This window comes from uncultured Gimesia sp. (assembly GCF_963972345.1).
Classification (GTDB): Bacteria; Planctomycetota; Planctomycetia; order Planctomycetales; family Planctomycetaceae; genus Gimesia.
In genome coordinates this window covers 16,557-43,371 of the sequence record NZ_CAXAVM010000038.1, presented here as the reverse complement: position 1 = coordinate 43,371, position 26,815 = coordinate 16,557, and the positions used below count along the sequence as shown (strand labels likewise).

23 protein-coding genes are annotated in these 26,815 nt (G+C 51.2%); 9 read left to right on the top strand and 14 right to left on the bottom strand.

Annotated features, from left to right (window positions below; all coding sequences use genetic code 11):
* Positions 1–131: 131 nt before the first annotated feature.
* Positions 132–410 carry a hypothetical protein gene (locus AACZ40_RS09130; protein ID WP_291177784.1) on the bottom strand — a complete coding sequence of 93 codons (279 nt, stop codon included), beginning with the start codon at positions 408–410 and terminating at the stop codon, positions 132–134.
* A gap of 788 nt (positions 411–1,198) precedes the next feature.
* Here AACZ40_RS09130 and AACZ40_RS09125 point away from each other — a divergent pair.
* From AACZ40_RS09125 to AACZ40_RS09110, 4 genes are all read left to right on the top strand, one after another.
* Positions 1,199–1,654 (top strand): hypothetical protein, encoded by a 456-nt coding sequence (locus tag AACZ40_RS09125; RefSeq protein WP_291177787.1) that lies wholly within the window; start codon positions 1,199–1,201, stop codon positions 1,652–1,654.
* A gap of 48 nt (positions 1,655–1,702) precedes the next feature.
* Positions 1,703–2,167 carry a helix-turn-helix transcriptional regulator gene (locus tag AACZ40_RS09120; RefSeq protein WP_291177788.1) on the top strand — a complete coding sequence of 155 codons (465 nt, stop codon included), beginning with the start codon at positions 1,703–1,705 and terminating at the stop codon, positions 2,165–2,167.
* Between the two features lie 50 nt (positions 2,168–2,217).
* Positions 2,218–2,415, top strand: coding sequence for a hypothetical protein (locus AACZ40_RS09115; protein ID WP_291177791.1), 198 nt, complete (start codon positions 2,218–2,220; stop codon positions 2,413–2,415).
* Between the two features lie 643 nt (positions 2,416–3,058).
* Positions 3,059–3,730 carry a hypothetical protein gene (locus AACZ40_RS09110; protein ID WP_291177797.1) on the top strand — a complete coding sequence of 224 codons (672 nt, stop codon included), beginning with the start codon at positions 3,059–3,061 and terminating at the stop codon, positions 3,728–3,730.
* Between the two features lie 185 nt (positions 3,731–3,915).
* On the opposite strand, the gene AACZ40_RS09105 is transcribed toward AACZ40_RS09110, so the two are convergent.
* From AACZ40_RS09105 to AACZ40_RS09095, 3 genes are all read right to left on the bottom strand, one after another.
* Positions 3,916–4,716, bottom strand: coding sequence for a hypothetical protein (locus AACZ40_RS09105; protein ID WP_291177800.1), 801 nt, complete (start codon positions 4,714–4,716; stop codon positions 3,916–3,918).
* 74 nt (positions 4,717–4,790) lie between these two features.
* Positions 4,791–5,927 carry a hypothetical protein gene (locus AACZ40_RS09100; RefSeq protein ID WP_291177803.1) on the bottom strand — a complete coding sequence of 379 codons (1,137 nt, stop codon included), beginning with the start codon at positions 5,925–5,927 and terminating at the stop codon, positions 4,791–4,793.
* The gene (locus AACZ40_RS09095; protein WP_291177805.1) at positions 5,917–6,438 is read right to left on the bottom strand and encodes an RNA polymerase sigma factor; all 522 of its coding nucleotides are present in this window, start codon (positions 6,436–6,438) and stop codon (positions 5,917–5,919) included. The genes AACZ40_RS09100 and AACZ40_RS09095 overlap by 11 nt, the downstream gene beginning before the upstream one ends.
* A 239-nt stretch (positions 6,439–6,677) precedes the next feature.
* Here AACZ40_RS09095 and AACZ40_RS09090 point away from each other — a divergent pair, with 239 nt between their 5' ends.
* Positions 6,678–8,003: a hypothetical protein gene (locus AACZ40_RS09090; RefSeq protein WP_291177808.1), complete on the top strand. Its 1,326-nt coding sequence runs from the start codon at positions 6,678–6,680 to the stop codon at positions 8,001–8,003.
* Between the two features lie 197 nt (positions 8,004–8,200).
* Here AACZ40_RS09090 and AACZ40_RS09085 read toward each other — a convergent pair whose 3' ends face one another.
* The 4 genes from AACZ40_RS09085 to xylA all read right to left on the bottom strand — a co-directional run bounded on the left by AACZ40_RS09085 (position 8,201) and on the right by xylA (position 13,456).
* Positions 8,201–8,626, bottom strand: coding sequence for a hypothetical protein (locus AACZ40_RS09085; protein ID WP_291177811.1), 426 nt, complete (start codon positions 8,624–8,626; stop codon positions 8,201–8,203).
* A 201-nt stretch (positions 8,627–8,827) separates the two neighbouring features.
* Positions 8,828–11,038 carry a serine/threonine protein kinase gene (locus AACZ40_RS09080; protein ID WP_291177813.1) on the bottom strand — a complete coding sequence of 737 codons (2,211 nt, stop codon included), beginning with the start codon at positions 11,036–11,038 and terminating at the stop codon, positions 8,828–8,830.
* Positions 11,039–11,719: 681 nt separating this feature from the next.
* Positions 11,720–11,884 (bottom strand): hypothetical protein, encoded by a 165-nt coding sequence (locus AACZ40_RS09075; RefSeq protein ID WP_291177815.1) that lies wholly within the window; start codon positions 11,882–11,884, stop codon positions 11,720–11,722.
* A 261-nt stretch (positions 11,885–12,145) separates the two neighbouring features.
* Complete coding sequence (gene xylA, locus AACZ40_RS09070) at positions 12,146–13,456, bottom strand: xylose isomerase (protein WP_291177818.1); 1,311 nt, start codon at positions 13,454–13,456, stop codon at positions 12,146–12,148.
* A 468-nt stretch (positions 13,457–13,924) separates the two neighbouring features.
* Between xylA and AACZ40_RS09065 the strand changes: the two genes are divergently transcribed.
* Positions 13,925–14,407: a hypothetical protein gene (locus tag AACZ40_RS09065; RefSeq protein WP_339674135.1), complete on the top strand. Its 483-nt coding sequence runs from the start codon at positions 13,925–13,927 to the stop codon at positions 14,405–14,407.
* Positions 14,408–14,469: 62 nt separating this feature from the next.
* On the opposite strand, the gene AACZ40_RS09060 is transcribed toward AACZ40_RS09065, so the two are convergent.
* The gene (locus AACZ40_RS09060) at positions 14,470–14,652 is read right to left on the bottom strand and encodes a hemin uptake protein HemP (RefSeq protein ID WP_291177823.1); all 183 of its coding nucleotides are present in this window, start codon (positions 14,650–14,652) and stop codon (positions 14,470–14,472) included.
* A gap of 397 nt (positions 14,653–15,049) precedes the next feature.
* On the opposite strand from AACZ40_RS09060, the gene AACZ40_RS09055 reads away from it, so the two are divergent.
* Positions 15,050–16,090, top strand: coding sequence for a DUF1559 domain-containing protein (locus AACZ40_RS09055; RefSeq protein ID WP_291177825.1), 1,041 nt, complete (start codon positions 15,050–15,052; stop codon positions 16,088–16,090).
* Between the two features lie 178 nt (positions 16,091–16,268).
* On the opposite strand, the gene murJ is transcribed toward AACZ40_RS09055, so the two are convergent.
* The 3 genes from murJ to holA all read right to left on the bottom strand — a co-directional run bounded on the left by murJ (position 16,269) and on the right by holA (position 19,626).
* Complete coding sequence (gene murJ / locus AACZ40_RS09050) at positions 16,269–17,939, bottom strand: murein biosynthesis integral membrane protein MurJ (RefSeq protein ID WP_291177827.1); 1,671 nt, start codon at positions 17,937–17,939, stop codon at positions 16,269–16,271.
* Positions 17,940–17,954: 15 nt separating this feature from the next.
* Positions 17,955–18,377, bottom strand: coding sequence for a hypothetical protein (locus AACZ40_RS09045; RefSeq protein ID WP_291177829.1), 423 nt, complete (start codon positions 18,375–18,377; stop codon positions 17,955–17,957).
* A gap of 232 nt (positions 18,378–18,609) precedes the next feature.
* On the bottom strand, positions 18,610–19,626 hold the full coding sequence (gene holA / locus AACZ40_RS09040; protein WP_291177830.1) for a DNA polymerase III subunit delta: 1,017 nt from the start codon (positions 19,624–19,626) through the stop codon (positions 18,610–18,612).
* Between the two features lie 165 nt (positions 19,627–19,791).
* On the opposite strand from holA, the gene AACZ40_RS09035 reads away from it, so the two are divergent.
* Both AACZ40_RS09035 and hemW read left to right on the top strand, forming a co-directional pair.
* Positions 19,792–21,249 (top strand): hypothetical protein, encoded by a 1,458-nt coding sequence (locus AACZ40_RS09035; RefSeq protein ID WP_291177832.1) that lies wholly within the window; start codon positions 19,792–19,794, stop codon positions 21,247–21,249.
* A 54-nt stretch (positions 21,250–21,303) separates the two neighbouring features.
* Entirely contained in the window at positions 21,304–22,437 is a 1,134-nt protein-coding gene (hemW, locus tag AACZ40_RS09030) for a radical SAM family heme chaperone HemW (RefSeq protein WP_339674128.1), read from the top strand.
* A gap of 9 nt (positions 22,438–22,446) precedes the next feature.
* Here the strand turns inward: hemW and AACZ40_RS09025 are convergent, their stop codons facing one another.
* Both AACZ40_RS09025 and AACZ40_RS09020 read right to left on the bottom strand, forming a co-directional pair.
* Entirely contained in the window at positions 22,447–23,481 is a 1,035-nt protein-coding gene (locus AACZ40_RS09025; protein ID WP_291177838.1) for a hypothetical protein, read from the bottom strand.
* A 191-nt stretch (positions 23,482–23,672) separates the two neighbouring features.
* Entirely contained in the window at positions 23,673–26,651 is a 2,979-nt protein-coding gene (locus AACZ40_RS09020) for a PQQ-dependent sugar dehydrogenase (protein WP_339674124.1), read from the bottom strand.
* Positions 26,652–26,815 lie beyond the last annotated feature (164 nt).

Below are 26,815 nucleotides of genomic sequence, written 5' to 3'. Positions count from 1 at the left end.
CAACGAACCCCAGTTCCACAGATCGAACACCAGAATGAACCCCACAAAAATAACAAGTTTTCAATGTCCTCTCCCCCGTCCGGGTGCCATCTGTCGGCTTGCCCGACAGTGCTTTAAACAACCATCCCCACTCAGAAAAACAGGTTGAGTCCGAATAAAATCCGGACCGAGCACAGCGAGCAGGAAGTCACAGCTATCGCATTCATTCCAGCATCAGGATTCCCATACACATTCGGCACCATGCTCCCCACATTCACACGGTGGGTGGCACCGTTGGCTTGCCCAACGGTGAAGGTGATCACGGCTTCCTTACCCGTTTCACAAAGCATCATAAAAGAAGTGCCCCAACCCCCGCAGATGAAAATCCTGAACCACTGAATGATTTGAATTGTGTGATCGATATTCATCATAGGATTAAAAAGGTGTCAGGAACCTTAAATTTAAGGTTCCTGACACCTTTTTAATCGCCCGAGAAAGAATCGGATAGCCCCAATCCAATTCGAGGTTGTCGCAGACAACAGGAAACCGTCAGGGCAAACACACACTTCAGTGCCACATACCCGACCTGCCTTGCCGTAGGGGCTGTCCCATGTGTCAGCCCGCCTGGCGAGGTTCAACCCGGTATCGCATACAATGGGAACAGATGAGGCCCCCCCATCAGAATCTTCGACCACAAAAAACACAAAACCACACCAAAGCAAAAAAGGGTAAGTCCGGATGTTATCCGGACCGAGCGCAGCGAGCAGGAGGTCACAGCTGCCGCGTTCGTACAAGAATTGAATCTCCCCACTTTCTCGGCACAACCCGACGAGTAGAAAACGATCAGAGTAATCCCACACTACTGAAAACCGATCACGGACAGCAAGCAACATCAGCCGCACGGCGTTTGCTGTGGTTAATAGTGAGCTAAATAAAACTGCTGTCAATCAGAAGTATCTTACGGTAAACGACAGCAATAACGGTTCAGATAACATTTTTTGAACACTTGTGGAAACAGACCCGAAACCCCTGGGACCAGAAAACCCTATTTTGAGACAGATTTTTTGTAGTAGAGAAATTTAACCATAATATGCAATCTAAAGCAATATGCCGTTGCATATTGTTGCATATTGTTATATAATTCATTCCGATAGGGAAATGCTGAGACAGTTATCTGATGACAATCTGAAATGAGTCGCTTATTCACGGAGGTGAAGTTATGGCGCAAAACGCTGAGGGGCAAAGTGAGGGTGATGAAACCGGTGAGTCTGATGGGGCAGACGGGCTGGTGGTTAAGTTGCATCCTTTTGCAATTAAAGAAGCAACCAAAAAACTGAAGAATAGGGGGAAGAGAAAGCATTTGCTTGATTTAGTTGATCGCTTGAAGCACTTTGGTGACCAACGGGAACTGCATGATCTTCGTATTCAAAAAGTTGGTAGTTTTTATGCTCTAAAACTTAAAGGTGGTTTGCTGGGTAAAATCAATCTTCGTATTTATTTTGCCCATCTATTAGACCGTAACGAAATCGTTGTACTAAAAGTTTACAAAAAGGAGGAAGAAAATCAGATACCCAGACATATAGTTTTAACCGTTGAAAATAGATTAGAAGAATATTTAGAAGAATCAGCGCTGGAGCAGCTGATTTTCGATAACGAAAAAGAGAAGGGAATCTGAGAGGACGTCTCTCTAAACAGCAGGCAAGGAAGGAGATTGAGGACTCCGATGAATATGATAAAGAATGAAATAAGGCCCGATATTGAATCACTTACCCTGGAGTTAAAAAAACTCCCTGAAACCAAGGCTATAAGAATTGCTGAACTGTGGAATTTGCACAGGGACTCCACAGACCCAGATGAACAAAATGAAATAATAGATGCGTTAGTCGAGATCGTCTATTCAATCTTTTGTAAGTGTGACTGGGTGAGTAGCCAAGAACTCGATTCGATAGTTGACCCTGAAACAGCTAGAAGGGTGGAATCATACCGAAAAAAAGTTGGGGTTAGGATAAAAGCTGCACGTAAAATCCGAAACTGGACACAGCAGGAACTGGCCAATGCGGCTAAGATGCCACAAAGTCACGTTAGCCGCCTAGAACAAGGCAAGCATGCAGCGACAGATATAACAATTCAAAAATTAGCTGACGCATTAGGAATTCCAGCTGGTGAATTAGACCCATCAATGGAATAAGACCGTTTTAGCAGAATATTTAAAACAGTAAAATTTTAAAGGAGTGACCAATGGCATTGCCACCGCATGAGTTGGATCTCGTGTTCGAAGATATCGATACTATCGATCAAAAAATATCCGTTGCGATTGAAGAAGCCAAGCGATCGTATACAGAGCAGGAAGGTTCTATCAAAGAGTCACCTGGGCTTGCTGGTCCTACGCCGGCACAAGCTGCAAGGATGGCTTTCATTGAATCTCTGAAGGGGTAAATAATATCAATTCTGTGCTGAGGTTCAGGATCAACTTTATGACAAGCAATGTGAACAAACAAAGATTCCAGTAACCAAAAAACGATATGGCTAATATTGACTCCTGACACCTTTGTTTCTCTGAACACCGAATCTCACTTAACATCATTTACACACTGCAATCGTATGGAAGATAAACATGACTCAAAATCTTGACCAAATATTCGAAGCCTCCAACATCGTGAAATACAATGGGGTTCGTAGTGACGGATGCTGCGAAATAATTTGTAGCAAGCGGTTTGCTCAATCAATTCTGGACGCGTTAAACAGGAATATGATTCCGTGCGGACTCGATCCAGATGAACCAATAATCGGTGATTCAGCAATCATAATCACGTCAACGATGATTAACCCAGCAATAATCAAAGAAAATCTAACCCAATGGATGGTGAGGAATCATGTCGGCAACATTGAAACAGTAAATTGATACGAGGCACAACTATCACATGATAGGGAAAATTAGTGGCCAGCAGATTTTGAAGCCACGATCAACTCCCGGCGTGCAGGTCATTCGAGTACTAGCAACTACGAATTCATTGGTTATGACTACAGACCTTTTGAAAATATATTACTCGAGGCACATTAATAGTAATCGAGACTACGTATGCCACTGAATATTGATGAAAAGATTAGAAGATTTCGATTCTATGTCGAGACTCGCCAGATTGGACTTGCTGAATGTTTAGGCCGGCACTTTGAAGATAAGGATGATGAGACTCCGTTCAAGCAATCCGGGTTCGTGATCCTTTCTATTGCATCTGCGTACTTCGAAATGATTCAGCAGTTCATTGATGGCGAGGAAAGCGCTAGAGAGGAGAATAACGGCACTTTCAGAAGCTTTAGTTGGGACTTCTTCAAACGCGGCTTCAAAGACGTTTATCCTGGACAGCAGTGGACTGACGATGCAATCAGAAAGATCTACAAAATTGTGCGTTGCGGGATGTACCACGGTGGTATGCCTAAGATGGGTTGCCATCTATCTCGCGACTTTAAACCGGGCATTCACCTCTGCCGTGGAGAAATCCACATCAATCCTGCAGCCCTCGTACGGGAGATACACGAACACTTCAACAATTATATTGACTCGCTAAAAGTGGACGCAAAAAAGCAAGCAAACTTCGTCGCGATGTGCGAAATCATGGGATTTGATGACGATGTTGTCAGCGGTACTCACTGCGATACACCTGGCGGGACTATCTTCACAACAACAACATCAAATCCCCATGCACCAGGTGATGAACCTATGAGCTGGCACGTTGAGACTGAAGAAGTATAATACCCTCATTCTAGGAATGACGGAAAAGAGTTAAGTGCACCGAATTAACTGATTCCATTCAGAAGTTCAGAAGCTAAGTCAGACAGACTGCATCAAACCGTTTTCTACTCATCGCAGTCTCTCCTGGTGCGGCTATTAAGCGTACAGGTCTCTCTAACAATGAGCCCTGCCCTTCTCTATTTCAACTACAGGTCCTTCAACTCATCGGGAAGCGTCAGGAAATCAATCCCGGACTGCCTGGCAAGGTGTTCTTTGGGAATCTGATAGTCGGAATATTTTTTTATGGCGTGATCCACGGCCACAGACAGGGCTTTGGAATAAAATTCCTGCCTGTTATTTCCATGCCAGACATCCAGATAAAAACCAATTTGTGCGATACCGATGATGAGCGGTTTCTTAACACCTTGATAGCGCACTTTCATCACACCTAATGAAGCCCCTGCACCATAACCTCCGTGGCTTCTTCCCACGTCAGAAGCGACTTTTCGTAAAATATACCTGGGTTGGAGTGCAATAGAAAACTTTTGACAGTCTTTCGGATCTTTGATCGTCACATCAGCACACTCAGGTATCAGGATCCGGATAGACTCGATCTTGTGTTCTTCTAAATGACGTAATCGCTCCCAGTCACTGAGCCCCCCAGGCAAGAAATAGGGTTTTTCGGTATAGAGCATTCTTTGATCTTTAGGCAGGCTGGTAATCCTTTTAGAATCATCCTCAGGCAGATAGCTCGACCCCAGCATGTCTTCAGGTAAAGAGTCAGGGATTTTGAACGCATTCGATCTGAGCTCATTCAAATTCAACAGCAAGATGAGTGACACGAACACTAGAAGTAAGCTGTTTCCAATTCTCGAAATAGAATGTTTCTTAAACATCTGATCTCCCATCGATTGGTTCAAGCTGTGAAACGCGGCTGGAATACATACACTGTTGGGCAAGCCAACTCTGCCACCCGGCATGTCCTGATCCAAACCGGATCTATTCATGATACCCATCCAGAACGACCACGAACAATCTTTTTTGCGTTTTACATTGTTCGTGAAACGCAGCCAACCCAACCTCACGGCTTCCCCTCCTCCCGCTCTCGCGCGGCGTTGCGGATCTCCCGGCGATTTTCATACGTCATGGGGACGCCTTTCCGGGTCTGTCTCTCTGATGATGACAGCGACTGCACGACCAGCGTTACCTGGTCTGCGGGCGGGTGCCCCATGCGGGTCAGGAGTTCGACGAGGTCTTCTTCGAAACGTTTCTGCCATTTGTCGTCGTAGGTCTGTTTGCTGAATGTCACGATCTCTGAGGCAGACAATCCGTCCAGCGATACGAGCTGATACCACGTTTCATCCAGCTTGACTTCCGGCTGAGAATCCTGCCAGCGCACCGCAGCGAAGGGAGATTTCTCGGGATGCGGTTCGTTTCTCGCGGAATTCCGGGCCGTTTCTACCAGGAATACCACCAGCAGCATAATGACGAAAAAAGCAACCAGGCCGAGAATGATTCGTGCCGGTGAATGACATGACGCGGGGAGCCCCTGTTTTGAAAAAGGCAGACCTGGCAGGGCGATCTGATTCTGTGTCCCTTCCCCGGTGCCTTCCTCCTGCAGACTGGCCTGCAGCGTTAGCAGCTCTTCGCGTTTCGGGATCAGTTGCAGACGGACGGCCCGCTGATTCAACAAATAGATCCAGATATAAACGGCAATTAAAAAGCCGGCAAGCAGCACGAAGAAAATGAGCGCATATAGCCAGCCTCCCCCACGCGACAACCACGACACATGCGCAAAGAAGATGAGAATCGAAACACTGGGCGGCAGCAGGTACCACCAGAACACATTCCGCAGCAGCCAGATCTGATCATCCACCTCAGTGATCGAACGCTGCACGCACTGCAGCAGTGGCTCATCCGGTTCACCCGGTTCCTGTCGATGACGTCGGCGATACACGAGCATGAACCCCGCCATCCAGATCAACACCGGCACGGTCAGGTACCACGTCCAGGGGGAACTGGTCACGGCTCCCAGAATGAACCAGACGGGAATCAGCAGCAGCGCGACTCCGACTTCCCCGTAATCGCGATACAATATCATCGTGCGGAAACTCTGCTGATCGCGGTGCACTTCCTGGCGCAGCAGGTCTGCATCGATGGTCACGCGCGTTTGAGATGCCTGTGCCTGCCAGGCTTGTTGAAATTCATCAGGAGCCATCGGATTCCCCTTTCATCAGTTCATTCAGTCGTTGTTTCGCCCGGTTCAGTTTCACACCCACATTACTTTCCGAGATCCCCAAAACGTCGGCCATCTCGCGATAACTCAGTTCATCCAGGTAGAGCAGCACCAGCGCGGCATCTGCCTGGGGTAACTGTCGAATCGCGCGGTATAGCTGCTCCACGGTATCCCGCTGCTGCGCCGCTTCGGCAGAGTTCACTCCTTCCGTCACCACGGTGTGAACTTCCAGCAGAGGCTTTTGAATAATCCGCCGCGGTTTCTCTTTACGTTGCCAGTTCATCGCCGTCTGTAATGCCACGCGATAAAACCATGTGGCGGCACTCGACTTCTGCTCAAAATTCGGCAGCGATTTCCAGGCCTGCAGCAGTATTTCCTGCGCCAGGTCCTGGGTCTCTTCGGAATTAAGGGTGTAGGCGCGTGCGACCTGCATGACAGCCGCGCCATGCTCGTCCAGCCAGTTCAGAAACAGCGACTTTTGCGCGTCGTTCATTAAACTTACACCCCTTTCCACCAGTATTAGTAACCTGAAAAGAGGATGACTTACAGAAAAAACCGCTTTCCAATGATTTTTGCAGGAAAAACGAATACCACTGTCCGCTCCCCTGCGGTTCACTCGTTTCAATTGACTGTTCTACCTGCTTGAGTTCTCAATAGAACCTGATAGGATTTGATGCAGATTTACCGATCGGCGTCGATCCCTGCTTTCAAATTTGACATACTGGAATCACCATGTTGCGCGGCTGTCTGTTCGCGTTGTTTTTCTGGCTCGCTGTGGCCGGGGGTTACTGGTACTGGTTCGATCAAATCTATGATCCGCCGGGAAGCATCATTGGCGCGGTCTGCGTCGGCCTGATCACGACGCTGTGCCTGGGTTCCATTATGAATGCCCGCACTGCGCTGCGAGACTGGTCGCTGGCAACCGCGTCCCGAAACGGTATCAGGCTTGAGGATGGCAGGCTGATCGCCGTCGGTGGAACCATTCACCCCGTCGATCAACCGTTGATTGCCCCCTTCAGCGGCCGGGAATGTGTGATCTGTGAATATGATATCGGGCGTCCGGGCAGTCAAAACAGATCACAGTCGGGTGAAAATCCCACCCCTTCCGACTATGCCGGATTCCTGATGACCCCCTCTGCGATTCATACACCGCAGGGAGAGGTGCGACTGCTGGGCTTTCCGATCCTGGAGGACATTCCCGATGAAGTCTGCCACGGCTTCGATGCCGCCCGAAACGGATTTGAGTTTCTGACAAAGACCGAATTTGAAAATCGGACAGGCCTGAAAATGGTGACGATCTTCAGTGTGTTTGGCGAACTCTGGTCGGACGACGATGGCCTGGTACAGAAAAACATGCAGTTGCGTAATGTTCAACCCGAAGAACTTTTCACACGCGATCTGTTCGAGCAGTTGTTGCAGCAGAAACAGAACGCAGAAGCGCATCAGGATACCGACGCTGAAGAACCATCACGATACCAGGAAGGCTATCCCGACCAGACTTTCTATCAGGATGAAACACGGGAATCCGAAGATATGGCTGAGCAGGAAGACGATACCGTTGATGAAGACTTCGCAGCAGACGACCTGGCCTTTTCGTATTCCTCACTTCCCAAAATGACGGAAAAGCGGATTGACGTCGGCGAACCGGTTTGTGTGATTGGCAAATATAATGAATTGCAACAGGGCCTGCTGCCTGCATCCGGCAGCACCCAGCCCAACCGTCTGATCCGGGGCACGCTGGAAGAGCTGGAACAAAAATCCCGCCGCTCGCTGTATAGCCGCCTGCTGGGAGGGCTGCTGGTTCTGATCATCGTGAATGCCGCCGCTTATGGCGTGACGTATTTGTATCAGCATTCCCCCGACACGATCCGCCACCAACGGCAGGAAGCCATCCAGGCCATCAATCAAGATGACGAAGCGAAACTCAAAGCATTGCTGCACCGCGGTCTCGACCCGAATTTCAAGGACCAGAACGGACAGACATTATTAGACCACGCCCGCGAAATGCACCGCGACAACATGATCAACATCCTCCGTAACGCCGGCGTACGGGAGTAACGTCCCCCTTGATCCACTCGCGGCACGTCGCTTTTTTCCTGGAAGTGATTCCCATCAGCTTACCCGCAGAACTCTTGCGTAACGCTGTTACTCGTCCTGCGACAGATTCACAATCAACGTTGCATCCGCGGCGGATCTGGATGATGTCTAGGCTTGTTTATCAATTCCCATTTTCAAAGTCGAGAGAAGTAGAAGTATCAGGTAGATTCTGATGCGTTCTGACTTATATCATCTTTCAAAGTCAGAGAATGAATCAGTCCCAGAACGGGCGCTGCACACCATAGATAAAACCCTAAACCATATGACTGAATGGTTCCATAATTGATACCAGCTTCATCTAATGGAAATTTAGTTTCAAATAAAAATGAAAATGCACATAAGATTGCAGCCGTGGAGATAACTAGACAATGTTTTTTTCGTTTTGTATTTCTTGCTTCACAAACCCACATTAAAAACAACACATTTGCCCAGCAATATGCATAGAATCCAAACAGACCGAACATGGTCAAAACGAGACAGGTATATCCTTCAATGGATTGTTCCTCATTCGCGGAATTGGTCAATGTAAATGCATCAAATATAATTGAGGCTGTGTAGACAAGAATGGCAAGATTATAAAACATGACGTAATTTATCAGACTGTATAAAAGTTCCAGGCGACTGGCTTGGGCTTTTAAAAAGAAGTTAGAAAGCGTTTACCCTCAGTATATCACACTGAGCGTTTTCCTATGAGCAAACGATTCCCTCAAACAGACGACTCTGTCAAACACATGATTTACTTTGAATCATTCAAACCGGTTTTACATACCTCTTGCGTAACGCTGTTACTCGTCCTGCGACAGATTCATAATCAGTGTCGCATCCGCGACGGAGCTGGATGATGTTTTGGCTTGAATGCCGGATTGAATCTGCGTCGCCTGCCCCTGACTGGCCTGGCCTGGCATCTTTTGCTCCCACCACTGGCTGGCATCCAGGATCGACCACTGGCCATCGCTGTCACATTTTGAGAGTTCCAGAATCACTTCGCCGGCGGTCTGCGGTCGTTGTGCCGGGTCCTTCGCGAGGCACTGCATCACGATCTGTTCCAGGTCGGCTGAGACCGGTTTGCCCAGGCGTTCCGAGAGACTTTGCGGCTGTTCCTGCACGTGTTTCATGCAGATCTCGATAACGGACTCCCCGTCAAATACCGTCGTCCCTGTCAGCAGGTAGTAGGCGACTGCTCCGAAGGCGTACAGATCGCTGCGGCCATCAACGGCGTCGGGATGATTGATGCCTTCCGGAGAGAGATACATCGGCGTACCCGCCATCGAATTGGTGGACGTCAAGGAAGCCTGTTCCCGGCCATCGACGGCTTTGACCAGTCCGAAATCGAGCAGCTTGATAAAGTCGTAAACGCCGCCACGATGCGTCAGAAAGATATTCGCCGGTTTCACATCGCGGTGGATGACTCCCAGCTGATGCGCTTCTGCCAGCGAACCGGCGATCTGTTTCAGCAGATGGATGGCGCGGCTTTCCGGGAGAGCGCCATACCGTTTGACCAGATCATCGAGGTTGATGCCATCCAGCAGTTCCATCGCATAATAGAACACCCCCTCGGGCGTGCGGCCGTAGTCATAGATGGCGATCGTATTCGGATGGTTCAACTGGCTGGTGAGCTGCACTTCGCGTTCAAAACGGGCCACCGCTTCGTTGGTGGTCTTCTCAATACTCAGCAGCTTGATTGCCGTCGGCCGTCTGAGCATGGCATGCTGCCCGCGATAGACAACGCCCATCCCCCCTTCTCCCAGCTTTTCTTCCAGGGCATACTGTCCCAGCTGTTTGGCCTTGATCACGGCGCGGCGGGTTTCCTGTTCTTTGCGGGCCACGATAATCGTGAAGATAAAAATCACAATCGCCCCCATCGCCAGCAACGCGAACAGCCCCCAGAAACTGTACCGCAACAGGTACAGCGGTCGAAATGCCTCGGCGACGTCCATCTCGGTCGCGACGCCGAATTCATATTCAGGCAGCCAGACCCAGGCACCAACCACAGGCACGCCTCGATAATCACGATAGCCGTTTGCGTCGATACCCGCTTCTCCCTGCACAGCCGAGGCCGCCATGCGGGTCAGCGGTCGCTCGGCCAGTCTTAATTCGGGTCGCTTGCCCTCCGTCATATTCACCTGCGGGTCACGGATCTGCACATTGAGAATCGATTGGGCGTCGGCGCGATCGGGTATCAGACCAATCATTTTCAAGTCGTCGTCGAAACGACTCTGGGACAGCATTGCTCCCTCTTTATCGAACGCATACGTTTCCCCGGAACTTCCGGCGCGGGCGACAGATAGAATTCGCGTGAAATTGACTTCAGGTCGAATCAGCAGTGAGAGTGCAGCGATCGGTTTCCCGTCGGCATCTTTCACCGGCGCCAGCGCCATCATCGTCGGCAGGCCGGCTTTGAGTTCTCCTGTTGCATCTTTGCGGACGAAGACACTTTCAAAAGGTCGCGTCACGGTGGCTTTTCCCTGACGTACTGCTTCCAGCGCCGATTTCTGAATCGGTAAATCGCCGCGACCGATCGGTTCATCTCGTGAAGACGCCAGTATTCTGCCTTGCAGACTGATCAATCCGATATCCAGGTAGTTCAGATGTTCGAGTTCCGATTCAAATTCCTCTCGGAGTTCCACGAGCGTCTTTGACTGCAGTAATGCCTCGCGGTCGTCGGCTTTCTGTTGATTCAAGGCTACGAGTTCCGCGGTCAGTTTCTGCACCCGCGGTTCTTCCGCCATTACTTCCGCGAGGGACTCTTCCCGCTCCAGCCAGATCTCCAGGGCCGCCACATCGGCATCCAGAATTGTCTGCAGAATATTTGCGACCGTCTGCCTGGCGGATTCTTCCACAACCGTGCGAACCATAAATCCCAGGATCAGCAACAGGATCGTGCCGACAATCGGCCAGATCCACATGCTCCCCTTGGAGAACAGCCGGGATCGTGAAAACGATTTCAGAATCGAATGAGAAAAAGATCTGCCCAGTGAGGTTTTCGAGATATTCATGCAACAGCATCAGGATCCGGGGTGTGGCGAGCGATTCAAAATATACTTAATTGTGACACGTAAACAGGCCCTCAGCAAGAAATGAAACCACATTATTCCAAATTGATCGCCGACGTTCCGCCTGGATGACCGACGAGTTGATTCAACTCCGCGCACAAAAAAAAAGCCGCGCCTCAGGGAGGTCACGACTTTCATCGTATAACTGTCATAACATTGCGACGGTGGGGTCGCTGCAAGAAGGACGGTGAATCGGGTAGTGCCTGGCACTCACCACTAATGATTCCGGTCCATGCTAAGGTTTAGGATCCTCCGACGGAATTTGATACGACAGAATACTGATTTCATTGTATGCATCGTCAATACACTCGTCGATGGGTGAATTAAATCAAAACAAAAAATTCACGATGACACGGGTATTGAAACTAAAATTATCACTGCCTGAAGCAGGTTGTAAAATTCATCGGCATTCACAGGCCTGCCTGTTTGCTTCGTTTTTCAAAAAAGAGAAAAAAACAGCCGGTCCCGTGATCCGCCGGAGAACAGGTCTCCCACAGCAGGAAGGGGATCATAATGATTTTCGTGAGGGGAGCAAGAGGAATCTACGGGGAAGAATTTTTCTGCTGCAGGGGCGTAGAAATCAGCGTCAGTCGGACATCCGCTCCAAGTGAAACCAGGGGACGTTCAGGCTTTTTTGGCACCACTTCGCATCAGCAGCCAGCCAATCACAGCGATGGTGACCAGTACCACTCCGTATTCCATCGGAGAAATATTATCCCATCGTTTGTTCAAATAGCTGATATAAAAAGTGGAATACTCACGCCAGGTATCCTGAATTGTTTCCAGCATCGTACACCTCAAATCTCAAACAGCAACCAGTGATCTTTTGACAACGGGAACTCCCCTGATTGACGTGCAGACTTTCCGCAGCACCTCCAACCGATGTAACGCTGAACGCGGGAGAACACCATTTCAAGCATACTTCACAGAGGACAGTGTGGCGTGACTATTTTGAAATTTTCAGATCTTGCAAACCGAACGCAGATGGCCCCCTGTATTACAGAAACACAGGAGGCCATCCGATTTCATTCCTGACTGGTCGCAGCAGTATTAAATGTAATCGTTGATCACATTTTCGATCCATTCCTGACGGCCACTTGTGTTCGCGGCGGAATCCCCTTTTTCCAGCATGTAGGTTTCCAGATCAGCAAAGGAGACGCTTCCCTCTTCGATCTGTTTCCCGATGCCGTCATCATAGCTGGCATAACGTTTTGCAACGAAATCGGAGAGGACGCCATCTTTACGAATGCGGGCGGCAATCTCCGCGCCCCGGGCAAACGCATCCATGCCGCCGACGTGGGCATAGAACAGATCAATCGGCTCAAAGCTTTCGCGACGGACCTTGGCATCGAAGTTGACTCCCCCTGGCGCCAGCCCCCCCTGGTCCAGTATCGCCAGCATACACTGGGTGGTCAGATAAATGTCGGTCGGGAACTGATCAGTATCCCAGCCCAGCAGCAGGTCGCCGGTATTCGCATCGATACTGCCCAACGCGCCCTGAATGGAAGAGTAAACCAGTTCGTGCATCATGGTATGACCGGCCAGTGTCGCATGATTGGTTTCGATATTCAGTTTGACATGATCCAGCAGATCATAAGACCGCAGGAAGTTCAGGCAGGCGGCGGCATCGAAATCGTACTGATGCTTGGTCGGCTCTTTGGGTTTGGGTTCGAACAGAAACTGACCTTTGAAGCCGATCTTCTGAGCATGCTCAACCGCCATGTGCATGAAGCGGGCTAAATGATCGAGTTCCCGTTTCATGTCCGTGTTGAAGAGATTCATATAGCCTTCGCGACCACCCCAGAATACATAATTTTCTCCGCCCAGCTTATGTGTCACTTCCATCGCTTTTTTAACCTGGGCGGCCGCGTATGCGAAGACGTCTGCGTTCGGACTGGTAGCAGCACCATGCAGGAAACGCGGATGGGAGAACATGTTCGCAGTCCCCCATAACAGCTTGATGCCCGTTCGTTCCTGGGCTTCCAGCAGCTTGTCGGCGATGCGATCAAAGTTCTCATTGGCTTCTTTCAGGGTGGCACCATCGGGAGAGACATCTTTGTCATGGAAGCAGTAATAAGGAGCCTGCAGCTTTTCAAAGAATTCAAAGGCCACATCCACCCGCTTCAACGCGTTTTCGACGGACTGGGAGCCATCATCCCAGGGACGCTGCAATGTGCCGGCTCCAAAGGGATCGCTGCCGGTTCCCCGGAAGGTATGCCAGTAACAGATGCTGAAGCGAAACAGATCCCGCATCGTCTGGCCTTCAATTTCCTCTTCGGGACAATAATGCTTGAAGGCGAGTGGATTTTTGCTTTGGGGACCTTCGTACTCAATTTTCGGGACGTCTGCAAAGTATTCCATGGTGCTTACCTGTATTGAGGTTAAAACGTTTAAAGACAATCACTTCAATCAGCGCTGCCGGAGCGGATTACGTCGAACTATAACGTCTCTCAATCGATGATACCCGGCCCCGATGGACCGGGAGACGTGACAGTAAAACTGGACACAGTCTAAACAGAATTCAATGCAGAGAGTAGCCTGCAGAAGTTATTGAACAAACATTACAAATGGATTTTCAAAGTGATCTTGCCTCAGATTTTGTAATCTGGGAAACTTGGCAGCTGTTTGAGGAAACCTCGAGACAAATCCTTTCCCCGTCCCCTCAGAGTTGACTGCTGAGTGTCTTCACTCAGTGTGCCTGTCGATTACATAAAGATCCCCATGCAGTCTGGCTGACGGCATCCGTAAATGACTTGTAACCTTATCAAATTCCTGATGTTATGCATCCTGTTCACAAGCTGTGTCTCAGGCGGGAGTCAGCCTGCGCCTGTGACGGTCAGTAATCCGATACAGATCACGGGAACCAACCAGGATGTGGTCTGGGAACGAGTCGTGGATACGATCCATAACTATAAATTCGCCATCGCCCGTGAAAACCGACTGGATGGTCGAATTGAAACCGAATACAAGGTCGGTTCCAACTTCCTGGAACCCTGGCATGGCGATTCAGTCGGTTTTGATAATCGTCTGGAAAGCAGTCTGCAATCGATCCGCCGACGCGTTTTTATCAGCGTGACACCCATTGAGGGAGGCTACCTGCTGGGTGTCGAAGCCTTCAAAGAAATTGAAGACGTGAACACACAGGTATCCACAGCGCCGGGCGGAGCAACCTTTCAGCAGGATCTGAGTTTGCGTCGAGACCTGAACCTGGTTCAGGAGCACAGCAACCCGGTAGGCTGGATTCCCCGGGGGCGCGACCCTGCTCTGGAACAGGATATCCTGGACAGTCTGCAGCTCGCGTTTTCTAATTAACACGAGCCGTCAGACCGATCTGCTGCTCCCTGCTCAATTCTCTGTCGCGGTCCCCTGTTGGGCTATTTGCAGAGAATCAGCTTCCCGTTCTGAGTAATTCTCAGACGGTAGGTCGTTTCCCCATGCTGGATGAGTACTTCCGACCTGCCTTGCAGGATCGTATCCGAGCCGATGACCTCGGCTGGAATTTCTTTTTGGGGTGCAGGTGCTGGAGACGGGCGTTCCGTGTTTTCTTGTTCGCTCATGGTTTTGTAGATACCAAAAATTAAGAGATTTCAAAAATCGCATGTCAATACGCCCCAAGCAACCGTGAATTTCACTGCTGCTAATTGAAATGCTCTAAATTTATTTCCGTAGTGAGGAGCATGATGCAGATGGAACACCTTCGCTCCCCTGATTTTTCACAAGAAAAATGCGAAAAATCGAGTCGGTTGATACTTGTAACTCGTCCGACTGAGCGATACCATAATGAACCTGAGACTCAGTGTCAACAAAGAGCTGACATCTGGTCTCGTATATTTTACTGAAATATCGGCAAGACGGCTTTTTTCAGATACCTGTCGGACTCTGAAAGTACGTTGCATGCATTCACCCATGCCCGGGAGCACGTTGCCACTATCCTTTTCACCAGAAAGAAGAGAAATGGGGCAACACTCAAACTCCCGCCAAAGCCAGGTTCGGATCAAACGAGGATTCACACTGATTGAACTCCTGGTGGTGATCGCCATCATCGCCATCCTGATTGCATTATTACTGCCTGCTGTCCAACAGGCTCGCGAAGCGGCCCGCCGCAGTCAATGCAAAAACAACCTCAAGCAAATCGGACTCGCGTTACACAATTACCTCTCCGCCTTCACTGCTTTCCCCCCGGCGTTCTCTGTGAGCCCCGACGGGAGCAGCGGCTATACCCCCGGCGGTCAATGGTCCATCCATGCCCGGATTCTGCCTTATGGTGATGGAGCCAACCTGTTCAACAATATTGATTTCTCAAACAACTACTCGAATCAGAGTGACCCCAGTATCGCTTATACCCGGGTCCCGTTCTTCCAGTGTCCCAGTGAAGTGAATGACAAAATCCGTACCGACGCTGGCGGCGCTCCCGAACACTATCCTGTCAGCTACGGTTACAACGGAGGCACCTGGCGTGTTTTCACCAACTCCAGCTTGAGCGGTGGAGACGGTTCGTTCTATCCCAACAGCAAAACCCGGCCACGGGACTTTACGGACGGAACCACCAACACACTCTGCTTTGCAGAAGTCAAAGCCTTTACCGCTTATAACCGGGATGGCGATTCAGGCACCTCTTCCATTCCCAGCACTGCCGGGGGAGTCGAAGCCTTAATCGCCGGCGGAGGTTCCAACAAAGGCAACAGCGGTCATACCGAATGGGTCGATGGCCGCGTGCACCAGACCGGTTTTACCAGTACCCTGCCCCCCAATACCAAAGTCGTTGTACCAGGAGCCACGGGCGCCCTGGATGCGGGTGACTACACTTCCTGCCGGGAAGCACAAAGTTGCTCGGGGCCGACGTATGCTGCCGTCACGGCACGCAGCTACCACACAGGGATCGTGCATGCCCTGCTGATGGATGGATCGGTTCGCTCGCTCAGCGAAAACATCGATCTGAATACCTACCGGGCACTCAGCACCCGCAGCGGTGGTGAAGTGATCGGTGAATTCTAAACTGTGTTGAACATTCACGAGATACGCTTTACAGGCCCTGCAGAGAATCTGCAGGGCCTGTCTGCTTTGATAGTATTCAGCAGATTCGAGAGCGCATCACATACAACCATAGTCTCTCTCGATCTGTTATACCCGGCCCAGACAGCCTTGGAGACGCGACAGTAAAGCTGTACACAGCTTACTCTGTTTTCTCCGGTGTCTGTTTACCCGATTTCATCAGGGTCATGATTTCAGTCAGTCCCAGCACATGTGCCAGGTATAAGTAGACCAGAACAGCGGAAACCAGTGGGACCAGCACGCGCAGCAGTCGATACTGAAACTGATCGAATACAGGAAGCAGCTGCAACTCCAGGTAGATCAGCACCGACATCACCAGAGTGGCGAAGCCCGCCCGCAATGTCGTACTGGCTAACTTCCTCAGATCCAGTGCTCCCGTTTTTTCCCGAATCAGCCACAGGCTGAGAGCAGACTGAATCATCGCCGCCAGTGAGGTCGCCAACGCCAGTCCTTTACCTTTCATCCACCAGATCAATGCCAGGTTGAGCAGCAGATTGCAGATGACAATCACCACACCGATCCTCACAGGAGTCCGGGTATCGCCGACGGCGTAAAAGCCTCGATTCAGAATCAGCACCGCCATAAATGCAACGACCCCCACGCCATAATAGCGAATCATTTCTGCTGTCTGCCGTGCATCGAAGACGTCAAAATCTCCGTACTGAAACAGCAGTGATGATAATGGGTCCGCCATCAGACACAGTCCCAGGCTGGCCGGTAACCCCACGCCAATCACCAGTTGCAAGCCCAGCAGCAGATCCTGTCTCAGCAGGTCTCCATCCTGGCGTTCTGCGTGTCGGGAGAGACGGGGATAGAGCACTGTCCCCAGCGCGACTCCAAACACTCCTAATGGAAACTGATACATCCGCTGACCAAAATAGAGCGCCGATGCGGTCCCTGATTCAAAGATTTCCCAGGCAGATACTTCCCCTGCACCGACAACAGCTTCTGGCCGCGCCAGTCCCCAGGCCAGTACACTGTCAATCAGGGTATTGAACTGGGTAATGGACAGCCCCACGACAATGGGAGCCATGCTGGCCGCAATCGTCTGTATTTGTGTCAATCCACCCTGCCAGTCCATTCGGGGACGATATCCGAGCGAAAATAATTTCAGGCAGGGCAGGATCAACTGCAGAACTCCGCCGGCCAGAATCGCCAGACAGATGATGGTTATCTTGTCAGAAGCTTCCGGAAAAAAAGGAGCAACCAACCAGATCCCCGCCATCCAGAACAGGTTCAGTATCGCAGGTAGTACAGCGGGAATCGAAAAGTGATTCAAAGCGTGCAGGGTCGCATTCACCTGCGCTGCCATACAGACCAGGATCAGATAAGGCAACAGCAGCCCGGTGAGCCAGTACAGCAGACGTGCTTCGGAACTGGCAGACTCCAGACTGCTCAGATAGATCAGCAAGATTTCGCCAACCCCCACGATTAACAGGGAAAAGAGCATCAACCAGAACAGGACGGCGGTCACCAGTTTCCACGCCGAGGCACGACCCTGATTTTCCAGCTCGCGAATAAAAGTGGGCAGAAAAGCGGTAGACAGCGCCCCTTCACCGAGCAGTCTACGTGCCAGGTTCGGTAACTTGAACGCGACCGAAAACGAGTCCATGATCGGCCCGTTGCCGAAGAGTGTCGCCATGCCGATGTCGCGGACCATTCCCAGAATGCGACTCAGCAAAGTCAGCAGACTGACCACCCGCAGGCCGGAGAAGAGCTTGCGCGTATTCTCTACGGCAGCCACCCGTGATTGTTCGCTTGATGCATTTTCAGGTGGAGCAGGTTCATCCATGAAACACAAACTGAATCAGGATAAAACGGGTTCGAGGCGTGCGGAATTGATATCGATCAGTTCGAGAATTTCCAGCACACGGTCGAGCGGTAAACTCCACTCGCGAGCCCAGATAATGATATCCAGATTCTCCATTCGCAGCCAGAAAATCCGATCGAGAATCCGGTCTGCCAACAGATCATGTTCAAGTTGCAGTGACTTCAAAAACCCGAAACGGGTGTCATTGAATTCCTGCCAGCACCTGTTTCCTAACAGATGCTCCATCTTCTTTCCGATGCAAAAATAGTACCAGTGATTTGCATACCAGTCAGAGATGGCAAGCTTGCCCAGATCACAGCCATTCTTTTGGCTTTCGATCCATTTGTGTCGCTCAGCTTCCAGAGGGGCTTCCTCATAAATGCTTGCGACTTCACCTGGATCCAAGAGTTCGGACGACATGCTTCACCTCAATGTGCGCCTGAGATCCCAATAGTGCACGAAACATTAGCAATCGCTGCAAGGTTCAAACAGCGTCAATGGGTTTCGTAAAAACCTTATCAACACTGATTTATACCCCTCCCCGAAATCCATGGCAAGATTCATTTCTACGAGAATCGGATAATTTTGAAAGGAAGTTTATGAAGATACGTGCACGCTTTAAGTGAAGAATCGAAAGTTATTTACAATAAATTCAGGAGCAGCCGCTCAGCAGAAACAACAATTGCTCCAGCTCCAGACGAGGCGTTAACCGACTTTTACCTTTCAGATTCAGATCGGTTTCCAGCAGCCAGTGACTGATTTTTTCGGCTCGCTTTCTGGTGATTCGTCTCAGATAGCGTTCCGTCGATTCGATGTCGCGGGGAAACACCCCTGCCTGCTTTATCGCCTGTTTTAAAGGGGTTCCCCGCACCGCCTGCTGGGTGGCCTTAAAGTATTTCCGCCAGACAAAGTTCAGCCCACCCAGGATTTTCTGGGGCGCTTCACCTGCGACCAGCAGGTTATCCAGATAATGCAAGGCATCCCCGATATTCCCATCGCGGACGGCATCCGTCATCGCCCAGGTCGTTTCTGCTTTCCAGCCCCCCACGACCGCACGTATATCATCAGGGCTGATGCGGGGCTGATCTCCCACAAAAGTTGACAGTTTTTCCAGTTCCTGATGAATCTGTCCACAATGCGTGCCCACCAGTTCCACCAGCAAAGCCGCGGCTTCCCGTGAAATCTGCTTCTGATGCATTTGCCCGGCTGTATCACAAATCCATTTGGCTAACGCGCCCCCCTTGAGCTCTTTACATTCCAGATCGAGACCGATTTTCGCAACCAGCTTGGCCAGACGCGTCGATTTACTCCAGCTTTTGACATCCAGAATCAGAAAGGAGCTTTTCGCAGGAGACTCCAGGTATTTCTCGAGTTTACCACGAAAGGCACTGACGAATTTCTCGGCATCATCGACAATGACCAGACGTTTATCCCCCCACATGGAGACGGTTTTCAGTTCATCAAACAGCGTCGAGGGGGGCAGCTCTTTTTCGAGCCGTTTACCGTCGAAGCGGGTGATACTGGTGTCCTCTTCTTCACCCAGAACAAGTGGTTCGAGCGCTTTGATCGCTTCCTGCTTCATATAGCGATCATCGCCATGCAGGACAACCACCGGCCCCAATTCACTGGCAGCAGGATTCAGCAGAAAATCGGTAACGTGCTGGCTCATAAATAACTCTTATTGACCAAAATCAGTGGGATGACGTACATTGGCTCCCGCAATTGAGAGATATCTTGAATATTCGGGGCCCTCGGTTGTCTCTCATTACAATCGATTTGTGTATCGATTTCGAGAGACGCCGCCCCCCCGATCCCGTAAAAACTGTAAATCCCCATGGAGCCTGATCTCATTTCTGCAGATACCGAATCACAATTTGGACCTCTGACCGAGATCAAAGCCGGGATCCTGCCCCCGCTGCCTCTACTGCAACAGCCGGCGCTGCTGAAATCAGCGGAAGTTTTTTTTCAGTGTCCGGGCGAAAATTATCCGATTTCCAAAGCCATCCACCTGTCCCGACTGGCAGCCTTTTATCCGAAGTGCCGCGAGTGCCCGCATCATGCACATACCGGAAATCTGTCCCCGGAACTGATCGAGCGATTAAAGCAGACACAACACAGCCGCGCCTCGACACAAAAACCGTTTACCCGGGAAGGGGTGCGAGGCGTCTATCTGAACCAGATCAACCGGACTCAGGCCGCCCACTTCGCCGGTGCTTTTTCCACGCTCCTCTGGGAAGCGATCCCCCTGCAGGGAGTGGCGCCGCAAAAAAAGGTTCCACACAGTCAACCCGCAACAGCAGACGTTGCACCAAAAGGAAACCAGGAGCAAAGCCGGGGACCGAGTGTGGTCATCGGTTTTGATGAACGCCCCTCCTCACCAGACATCATTACCGGTGTCGCCAGTGCCCTCCGCAGAAATGGCTGTCGGGTCATCGACCTGGGACTGACCGTCCCTTCGATACTCTCGTTCGCAACAAATCACCTGCAGGCACATGGTGCGATCATGGTGACCGGCGCGCAGTCGGGCCCCGCTTATACGGGACTCGACTTTCTGCTGGAACATTCGCAACCAGTCTCAGCAGGACGGGGGTTGGAAAGAATTGAACAGATCACGCAGCGGGGCTTCGGTCGTGCCTCCCGACAACCGGGATCGCAGCGAACTTTTCATCCCATGGAAGCCTACCGGGCGCAGTTTCAGAAACACTTTCATGCCCTGCGACCACTCAAAATCAAAATTGCCTGCTCACTGAGACTGGTCAGAGAAACCTTAAATGCGCTCTTCGATAAACTGCCCTGCGAACTCTCCTGGGTCGAGATTCCCCATCAGAAACGGGATCTGCTCAATTCACAGGACAGGGATGTGCAGAAAATGCAGAAAGAGCTGCAGACTGATTCCGCTGACCTGGGCCTGATCATTGATGATGACAGTCGTCGCTGTGCTTTTTTCGCGGAAACCGGAACTCTCCTGTCAAACACAAAAGTCTCCCGGTTTCTGATGCAGTCCCTGTCACGGGAACAGTCATCCCGCAACTTCCTGCTCGATCAGGCGGCGCTGGAACAACTGGGCGATTGTCCGGCAGGCTGGAACATTCAACCCCATGCCGACACGCTGGCGGACGGCTATTTTCAGATGATGCAGCAGCAGGCCGTTTACGCAGGAGGGCAATCCGGATATCATTGGTTCAGGGATGCCGTCCCCACCTGTGATGCGATCCTCACACTGGCTCATATTCTGGCTGCCTTGAGCTTCAGTGATGCCCCGTTCAGCGAAGTTCTCTCCCAATCAGCTTAAGAGACGCTGAATCACTCCCGGAAACATGCTGACACAGCCAGCGGATTTCTGATTGTGTTAACCCCGAAACATCCCCGCTCTGCTTATTTTCATGTCCCCTTCTGTCAACATCGGTGCGGCTACTGTGACTTCACGCTCGTCGCACAAAAAGATCATCTGATCGAAGCGTACCTGGAGGCAATGGCGAAACAGACGTCTGAACTGGGAGAGGGAATTGAACTGTCGACGCTTTTTCTGGGCGGCGGTACGCCGACCCACCTCAGTATCGATCAGCTGACTCGACTGTTCGAAATCATCTTTTCCCATTTTCAACTGGCCGACGATTACGAATTCAGTATCGAAGCCAACCCGCTGAATCTGACACCGGAAAAAATTGATTTCCTCAAACAGTCAGGAGTGAACCGCGTCAGCCTGGGAGTCCAGTCGTTCGACTCTGATATCCTGACATTTCTGGAACGCGATCATAAACCTGATGAGATTTTTGAAATCGTGACGTCTCTGCAGTCCCGGATCAGCAATACCAGTCTCGACCTGATCTTCGCCGTTCCCGGTCAGAGCCTGGACGGCTGGAAACAGACACTGCGGGATGCGGTGCAGCTCAACATCCCGCACATTTCGACTTATGGCCTGACCATCGAAAAGGGGACGTCGTTCTGGAGCCGAGAGCAGGCCGGCCTGTTACACCTGCCTCAGGACGAACTGGCCGGAGACATGTATGAATTCGCATTGGAATTTCTGGATGAGGCGGGCCTGCAGCATTACGAAATTTCCAACTTCGCCCGCCCCGGCTATGAATGTCGCCACAACGAAGTCTACTGGACCGGTTACCCCTATTATGGATTTGGTCCCGGAGCCGCCAGTTACCTGAACGGCGTGCGACGACAGAACCACCGGAGCGTCATCACCTGGTTGAAACGGGTTCAAGCCGGGGATTCACCCATTGTGGATCAGGAAGAACTGGCACCGGAGACACGCGCACGTGAAGCCATCATCTTCGGCTTAAGACGCCGCGCGGGAATCAATCGACGTGAGTTTCAGGAGCGCTACGGATTTGACCTGCACCAGCTGTCAGAAACTGCCATCAGAACCAATGTCGAAGCCGGCCTGCTGGAAGAGACAGACACTCATCTCAAGCTGACGAAAGCCGGTTGTCTGCTTGCCGATTCGGTTGTGGTCGATATTTTATGAAAGCGAAATTCAGGGTTGCGACTGGTATTCCTGCGTGACCTGGACTTCATATTTTCCCGGGAATGTCTTCCAGCCATTTTCCATTTCCCGTCCCTGGATATTGAACTGCAGCGTTCCTTTCGGCACCAGGAAATAGAGCCCCCCATTTGAATCCTCATGCACGCAGGGATAAATTTTATGATTCACACGTGCTTCCATGTGATAACCTAATCCACCCAGCAGCGAATTCAGACCGACGGTATTCCGGTAATGCAGCAGGTCCGGCAATACGCCCTGATTCTGAATCATGGCATTCCAGTCGGTATAAAAATTCTTTAACGCAGCCTGCAGCTCGGCAACCCGCGGTTGATCCAGTTGTGCGCCATTTTTGCTGATGTAATCCATCAGTGCCGGATCACCTGTCAGATCGACGCGCACCAGCTGGGTATCGGTTCCCGGTTTCAGCCGGACTTCCAGACCGCCTTTTTCGGGACCGTAGAACAGCATATCCATCAGGTCACTCTGCACTCGACGCGGCGTTTCCAGCAGATTCTGATTGACGGTTTTAATCACCTCTTCCGATACACCTGCACTTTCAGGATTGAGCCGCTGTTCCAGTTTTGCAGCATCAGACGAGATCCGCGCCGCGACCAGATTCCCTTCCAGCCGTAATCCATAGGTCCAGTAAAAATATCCGCCAACGCCTGCCATCGCCGAAAAGAAAAACAGGAACAGAATGATTCCTCCCATATTCGATCTACGACGTTTCCGTAGATACTGAGCCGTCACGCTCGATCGCGGTCGAGGAGCTGTCACATCGACGGGAGGCGCACCGGGAATCTGTTCCGCTGCCTGGCTGGCAGGAGGGGGAGTCGGGGCATCCTCTGGTGGGGGAACCGGAGTGACGGGAGCGGTATCAGCGGCCGGCGCAGCCGTTCCCGCTGCAAACGGATTGGGGATCACCAGCTTCGTGCCACACCGGGGACAGTCCCCCTGCTTTCCCGCGGTCGAATCGGGGACTTTTAATGTGGATGTGCAAAAAGGACAATCAAACTGAATCGCCATTGTTTAACTCAAAGAATAATAGATCAGGAAAAACGGATTGAACCGGAGGAAGAGTTCAAGTATCCGGAAATCAGCTGTGGCAGCTTCGGCAGGGAACTCGTGAGCAACTGAACGGAATTATAAGGATTCGCAGACGAAAAACCAGAGTGTTTTGGCATTGTCCGGCCTGATCACTCCAATTCCATGGCCAGTTATTTTAATGATTCCAGATATGCCAGCAGGTGAGCGGCCTGTTCAGCGGTCAGATCCCGCAGCAACTGATCGGGCATGATCGATTTTTTCTGCATGGTCAGACTTTCAATTTCTTTCGGCGCAAGTTCCAGTACTTCATTTTTCGCGTCTTTCAGACGCACCACGGTCTCATCTCGATTCAAAAGCAGACCACTGACGACTTTGCCCGACCGCAGCTGGACGACACAGGTGAAATATTTCTCATCGATCTTCCGGGAAGGTTCAATAATATTTTCCAGTAATTCCTGTTTCGAGAGTTTTTTGCCAATTTGAGTCAGATCGGGCCCCAGTTCTTTTCCATGCTGATGCACGCGATGACAATTGCGACACTGCAGTCCCGCCATTTCAAAAAACAGTTTTTTTCCCTCACGCGAATCGCCGGGCAATGCAACCAGCGCGGCGGCATCAATCTTCACGCCCAGTCGTTTCACCCGCTGATCCGCAGGCAGAAACCGTTCGAACAGATCACGAATTTGTGCGCTGGAATGTTCCGTCCCCTGTTGAATAATCATTTTTCGCATCTGCTCAGAAATCGACGTTTCATCCAGGGTGCGGAGCAAGATCAGTCCGCCGCTGGTGGAGTTCAGGACTTCCTGAATTTTCTGGCTGACAAACTCCTGGTCTTCAATCTGGACCGCATCTGACAACAGTTGCCCCTGGCGGTTTCTCAAACGAGACACCTCAAAAGTAGTATCGCCGGCAATACCCGCCATGTCCTGAATCCAGTGGCGTATCAGTCTCGTCCCCCGCGTATCAACGATGGTAGAACCGGAATAAGGCATGCGGCCCTTCCCCAGCTTACTCATGCGATACAGGAGCACCGAACGATAGGGATCACTGGGAGCAATCACCTGCGCTCCATGAATACCAAACGTTCCCTGAGTCGGCTTCACTCCCAGAGCCTTCATGGCATCAAAGTCCAGACCCGCATCCAGCTCAATGGTAGCGCCGCCTCCCCCATTATTACGATGACAGTGGCGGCAGTTGGTATGCAGATACGAACGTGCGCGGGAGTTGGTTGCCGCTTTCGTATCGTATGGATCGACCAGGTAATTCGCGCGGGCGCCTTTCGCATCGGTCCAGACCGATTCCGGCAATACTTTAATATGTGCCAGTGATCGCAATTGATAATCCACCGTTTCGCCGTACTTCTGAATTCGATTTAACTGCGGTTCTTCAAATGACAGGACCGACAGATAACTCTGATATGGCGTATGACAGACCGCACACTCGGCCCGGCTGGGAATCGGCCACTCATAAGCAATCGTTTTCTCCGGCTCTTCTGGTGTCGCGATTTCCAGTTTGATCTGATCCCCGGATGCCGGTCCCAGCGTGGCATCGGTCTGCGTTTCATTCCAGCGATAGGAATAACCCAGCCAGCGTACCCCGTTAAAATGCAGCAACTGGGTCTCCAGCCTATAAGCGGTCGCCGGATTGCCGCGTTCGGTTTCAATGGAAATTGTTTTGACCAGCACGCTGTCTTTGGGGAAATTCCATATCTTTTTGTTGACCACATCAATACTTGTCTCAGCGGGCAAAGCCACAAATCGTTGTGCAGTGGCATAGTCGGCCCAGGCAGGCGCATTGATGCTGTAGGGGATGACGCCGGGAGCCACTTCATGTTTGGCCGTATCCTGGAACAGACCGGTCTCGCTCAACAATGTGGGAAACTCGGGATTGTGATCGGACTTCTTAATCGGCACCAGGCGGTGAAAGCCACCCCCTTCGATATCGACAATATAGACTTCGCCCGAATCATCGACGGCAAACGCGGTTACTTTCAGCGTAGAATTCGCCAGTTCCTCATGCCAATTGATGCGATTGTCGGCATATCGCAGTCCCCAGAGTTTTCCCGTAGAGTAATCGCCGTAGATATAGGTATCGTGCAGCGCTTTCAGTCGCGGACTCTGATAGAAATAGCCGCCGGTAATCGAACGTGCTTCCCGATGCGAATGCGCCACCGTCGGCGGAAGAATCGGCGTGGGTCCCGGTGTTAAATCGGGTTTGACCGGCTGTCGTCCTTCTCGAATACTCCAGCCATAATTCCCGCCCTTCTCAACGCGGTAGATGAGTTCCCACAGTTCCCAGCCCACATCTCCCACCCACAAATCACCATTCTCAGGATGAAAGCACATCTTCCACGGATTGCGAAATCCAAACGCCCAGATTTCAGGCCGCACATCTTTCAGATTCACAAACGGGTTGTCGGCGGGAACCGCATAAGGTTTTTCTTTGCCTGTTTGATCCACGTCAATTCGTAAGATGCAGGAGAGCAGATTGCTGACATCCTGACCGGCGTTATGAATATCCGGAGGCGAAGCGGGGCCGCCATCTCCCGTCGAAATATAAAGATAGCCATCCGGACCAAACCGCAGGCAACCCCCATTGTGACCTCCCGACAACCACTCGATCAGGATCTCTTCCGAAGCGGGATCGCAGCGCGGAGGATCAGTGTCCAGCACTTTGAACCGTGAAACCCGTGTCCCTTCCGGCAAACCGGGCTTCAGCACATAACAGATATAAACATAACGATTCTCGGCAAAACGGGGATGGAAAGTGATGCCATAGATCTCATTCAGCGCCGGTTCTTTGACCTTCAGATCGAAAAACAGATCTGCCTGGGAAGCCTGTTGATCTTCATAGTTGAACGAAAAGATTTTCCCTCTCCGCTCTGCCACAAAGAAACGCTTTTCGCCGGGAGCAGTCGCAATTGCCAGGGGTTGATTGAATTTCAGCTGGGGAAAGGCCCGCTCTGTTTCATAAGGCAACGCCGGATCGGGTGTCCCTGTGACGCGCGATGTCGTCCAGGGGACTCGCTTTTCCAGACCAAAACGGGTTTCCTCTGCCTGGATCGCTGTCACCTGGATCACAAAACAGGCGAGAATCGCAGCACAAAGGCACCAGGCATCCAGACGATTTTTATTCTCAGGGGCTGACATGCCAGAGGTTCCTCATTCGCCTTTAGTCAGGCGTCTTTTGTCAGGACGGTTCGTATCACGGGGAGAGCTTGAACGCACATTGATACTATTCAAACCTGCGAGACCGGCAATTGCAATTGCGAATCGACGGCATTCACTGCGGAAACGGAATCTCAACCAGGGGA

What these genes read in the sequence shown, in the direction of transcription:
- AACZ40_RS09105 (WP_291177800.1), bottom strand. Translation starts at nt 4,716, where the DNA reads ATGAATAGATCCGGTTTGGATCAGGACATGCCGGGTGGCAGAGTTGGC.
- AACZ40_RS09110 (WP_291177797.1), top strand. Translation starts at nt 3,059, where the DNA reads ATGCCACTGAATATTGATGAAAAGATTAGAAGATTTCGATTCTATGTC.
- AACZ40_RS09035 (WP_291177832.1), top strand. Translation starts at nt 19,792, where the DNA reads ATGGAGCCTGATCTCATTTCTGCAGATACCGAATCACAATTTGGACCT.
- AACZ40_RS09120 (WP_291177788.1), top strand. Translation starts at nt 1,703, where the DNA reads ATGAATATGATAAAGAATGAAATAAGGCCCGATATTGAATCACTTACC.
- AACZ40_RS09060 (WP_291177823.1), bottom strand. Translation starts at nt 14,652, where the DNA reads ATGAGCGAACAAGAAAACACGGAACGCCCGTCTCCAGCACCTGCACCC.
- AACZ40_RS09125 (WP_291177787.1), top strand. Translation starts at nt 1,199, where the DNA reads ATGGCGCAAAACGCTGAGGGGCAAAGTGAGGGTGATGAAACCGGTGAG.
- xylA (WP_291177818.1), bottom strand. Translation starts at nt 13,456, where the DNA reads ATGGAATACTTTGCAGACGTCCCGAAAATTGAGTACGAAGGTCCCCAA.
- AACZ40_RS09115 (WP_291177791.1), top strand. Translation starts at nt 2,218, where the DNA reads ATGGCATTGCCACCGCATGAGTTGGATCTCGTGTTCGAAGATATCGAT.
- AACZ40_RS09080 (WP_291177813.1), bottom strand. Translation starts at nt 11,038, where the DNA reads ATGAATATCTCGAAAACCTCACTGGGCAGATCTTTTTCTCATTCGATT.
- AACZ40_RS09090 (WP_291177808.1), top strand. Translation starts at nt 6,678, where the DNA reads ATGTTGCGCGGCTGTCTGTTCGCGTTGTTTTTCTGGCTCGCTGTGGCC.
- AACZ40_RS09055 (WP_291177825.1), top strand. Translation starts at nt 15,050, where the DNA reads ATGGGGCAACACTCAAACTCCCGCCAAAGCCAGGTTCGGATCAAACGA.
- AACZ40_RS09095 (WP_291177805.1), bottom strand. Translation starts at nt 6,438, where the DNA reads ATGAACGACGCGCAAAAGTCGCTGTTTCTGAACTGGCTGGACGAGCAT.
- AACZ40_RS09075 (WP_291177815.1), bottom strand. Translation starts at nt 11,884, where the DNA reads ATGCTGGAAACAATTCAGGATACCTGGCGTGAGTATTCCACTTTTTAT.
- AACZ40_RS09025 (WP_291177838.1), bottom strand. Translation starts at nt 23,481, where the DNA reads ATGGCGATTCAGTTTGATTGTCCTTTTTGCACATCCACATTAAAAGTC.
- murJ (WP_291177827.1), bottom strand. Translation starts at nt 17,939, where the DNA reads ATGGATGAACCTGCTCCACCTGAAAATGCATCAAGCGAACAATCACGG.
- AACZ40_RS09085 (WP_291177811.1), bottom strand. Translation starts at nt 8,626, where the DNA reads ATGTTTTATAATCTTGCCATTCTTGTCTACACAGCCTCAATTATATTT.
- AACZ40_RS09020 (WP_339674124.1), bottom strand. Translation starts at nt 26,651, where the DNA reads ATGTCAGCCCCTGAGAATAAAAATCGTCTGGATGCCTGGTGCCTTTGT.
- AACZ40_RS09130 (WP_291177784.1), bottom strand. Translation starts at nt 410, where the DNA reads ATGATGAATATCGATCACACAATTCAAATCATTCAGTGGTTCAGGATT.
- AACZ40_RS09045 (WP_291177829.1), bottom strand. Translation starts at nt 18,377, where the DNA reads ATGTCGTCCGAACTCTTGGATCCAGGTGAAGTCGCAAGCATTTATGAG.
- holA (WP_291177830.1), bottom strand. Translation starts at nt 19,626, where the DNA reads ATGAGCCAGCACGTTACCGATTTTCTGCTGAATCCTGCTGCCAGTGAA.
- AACZ40_RS09100 (WP_291177803.1), bottom strand. Translation starts at nt 5,927, where the DNA reads ATGGCTCCTGATGAATTTCAACAAGCCTGGCAGGCACAGGCATCTCAA.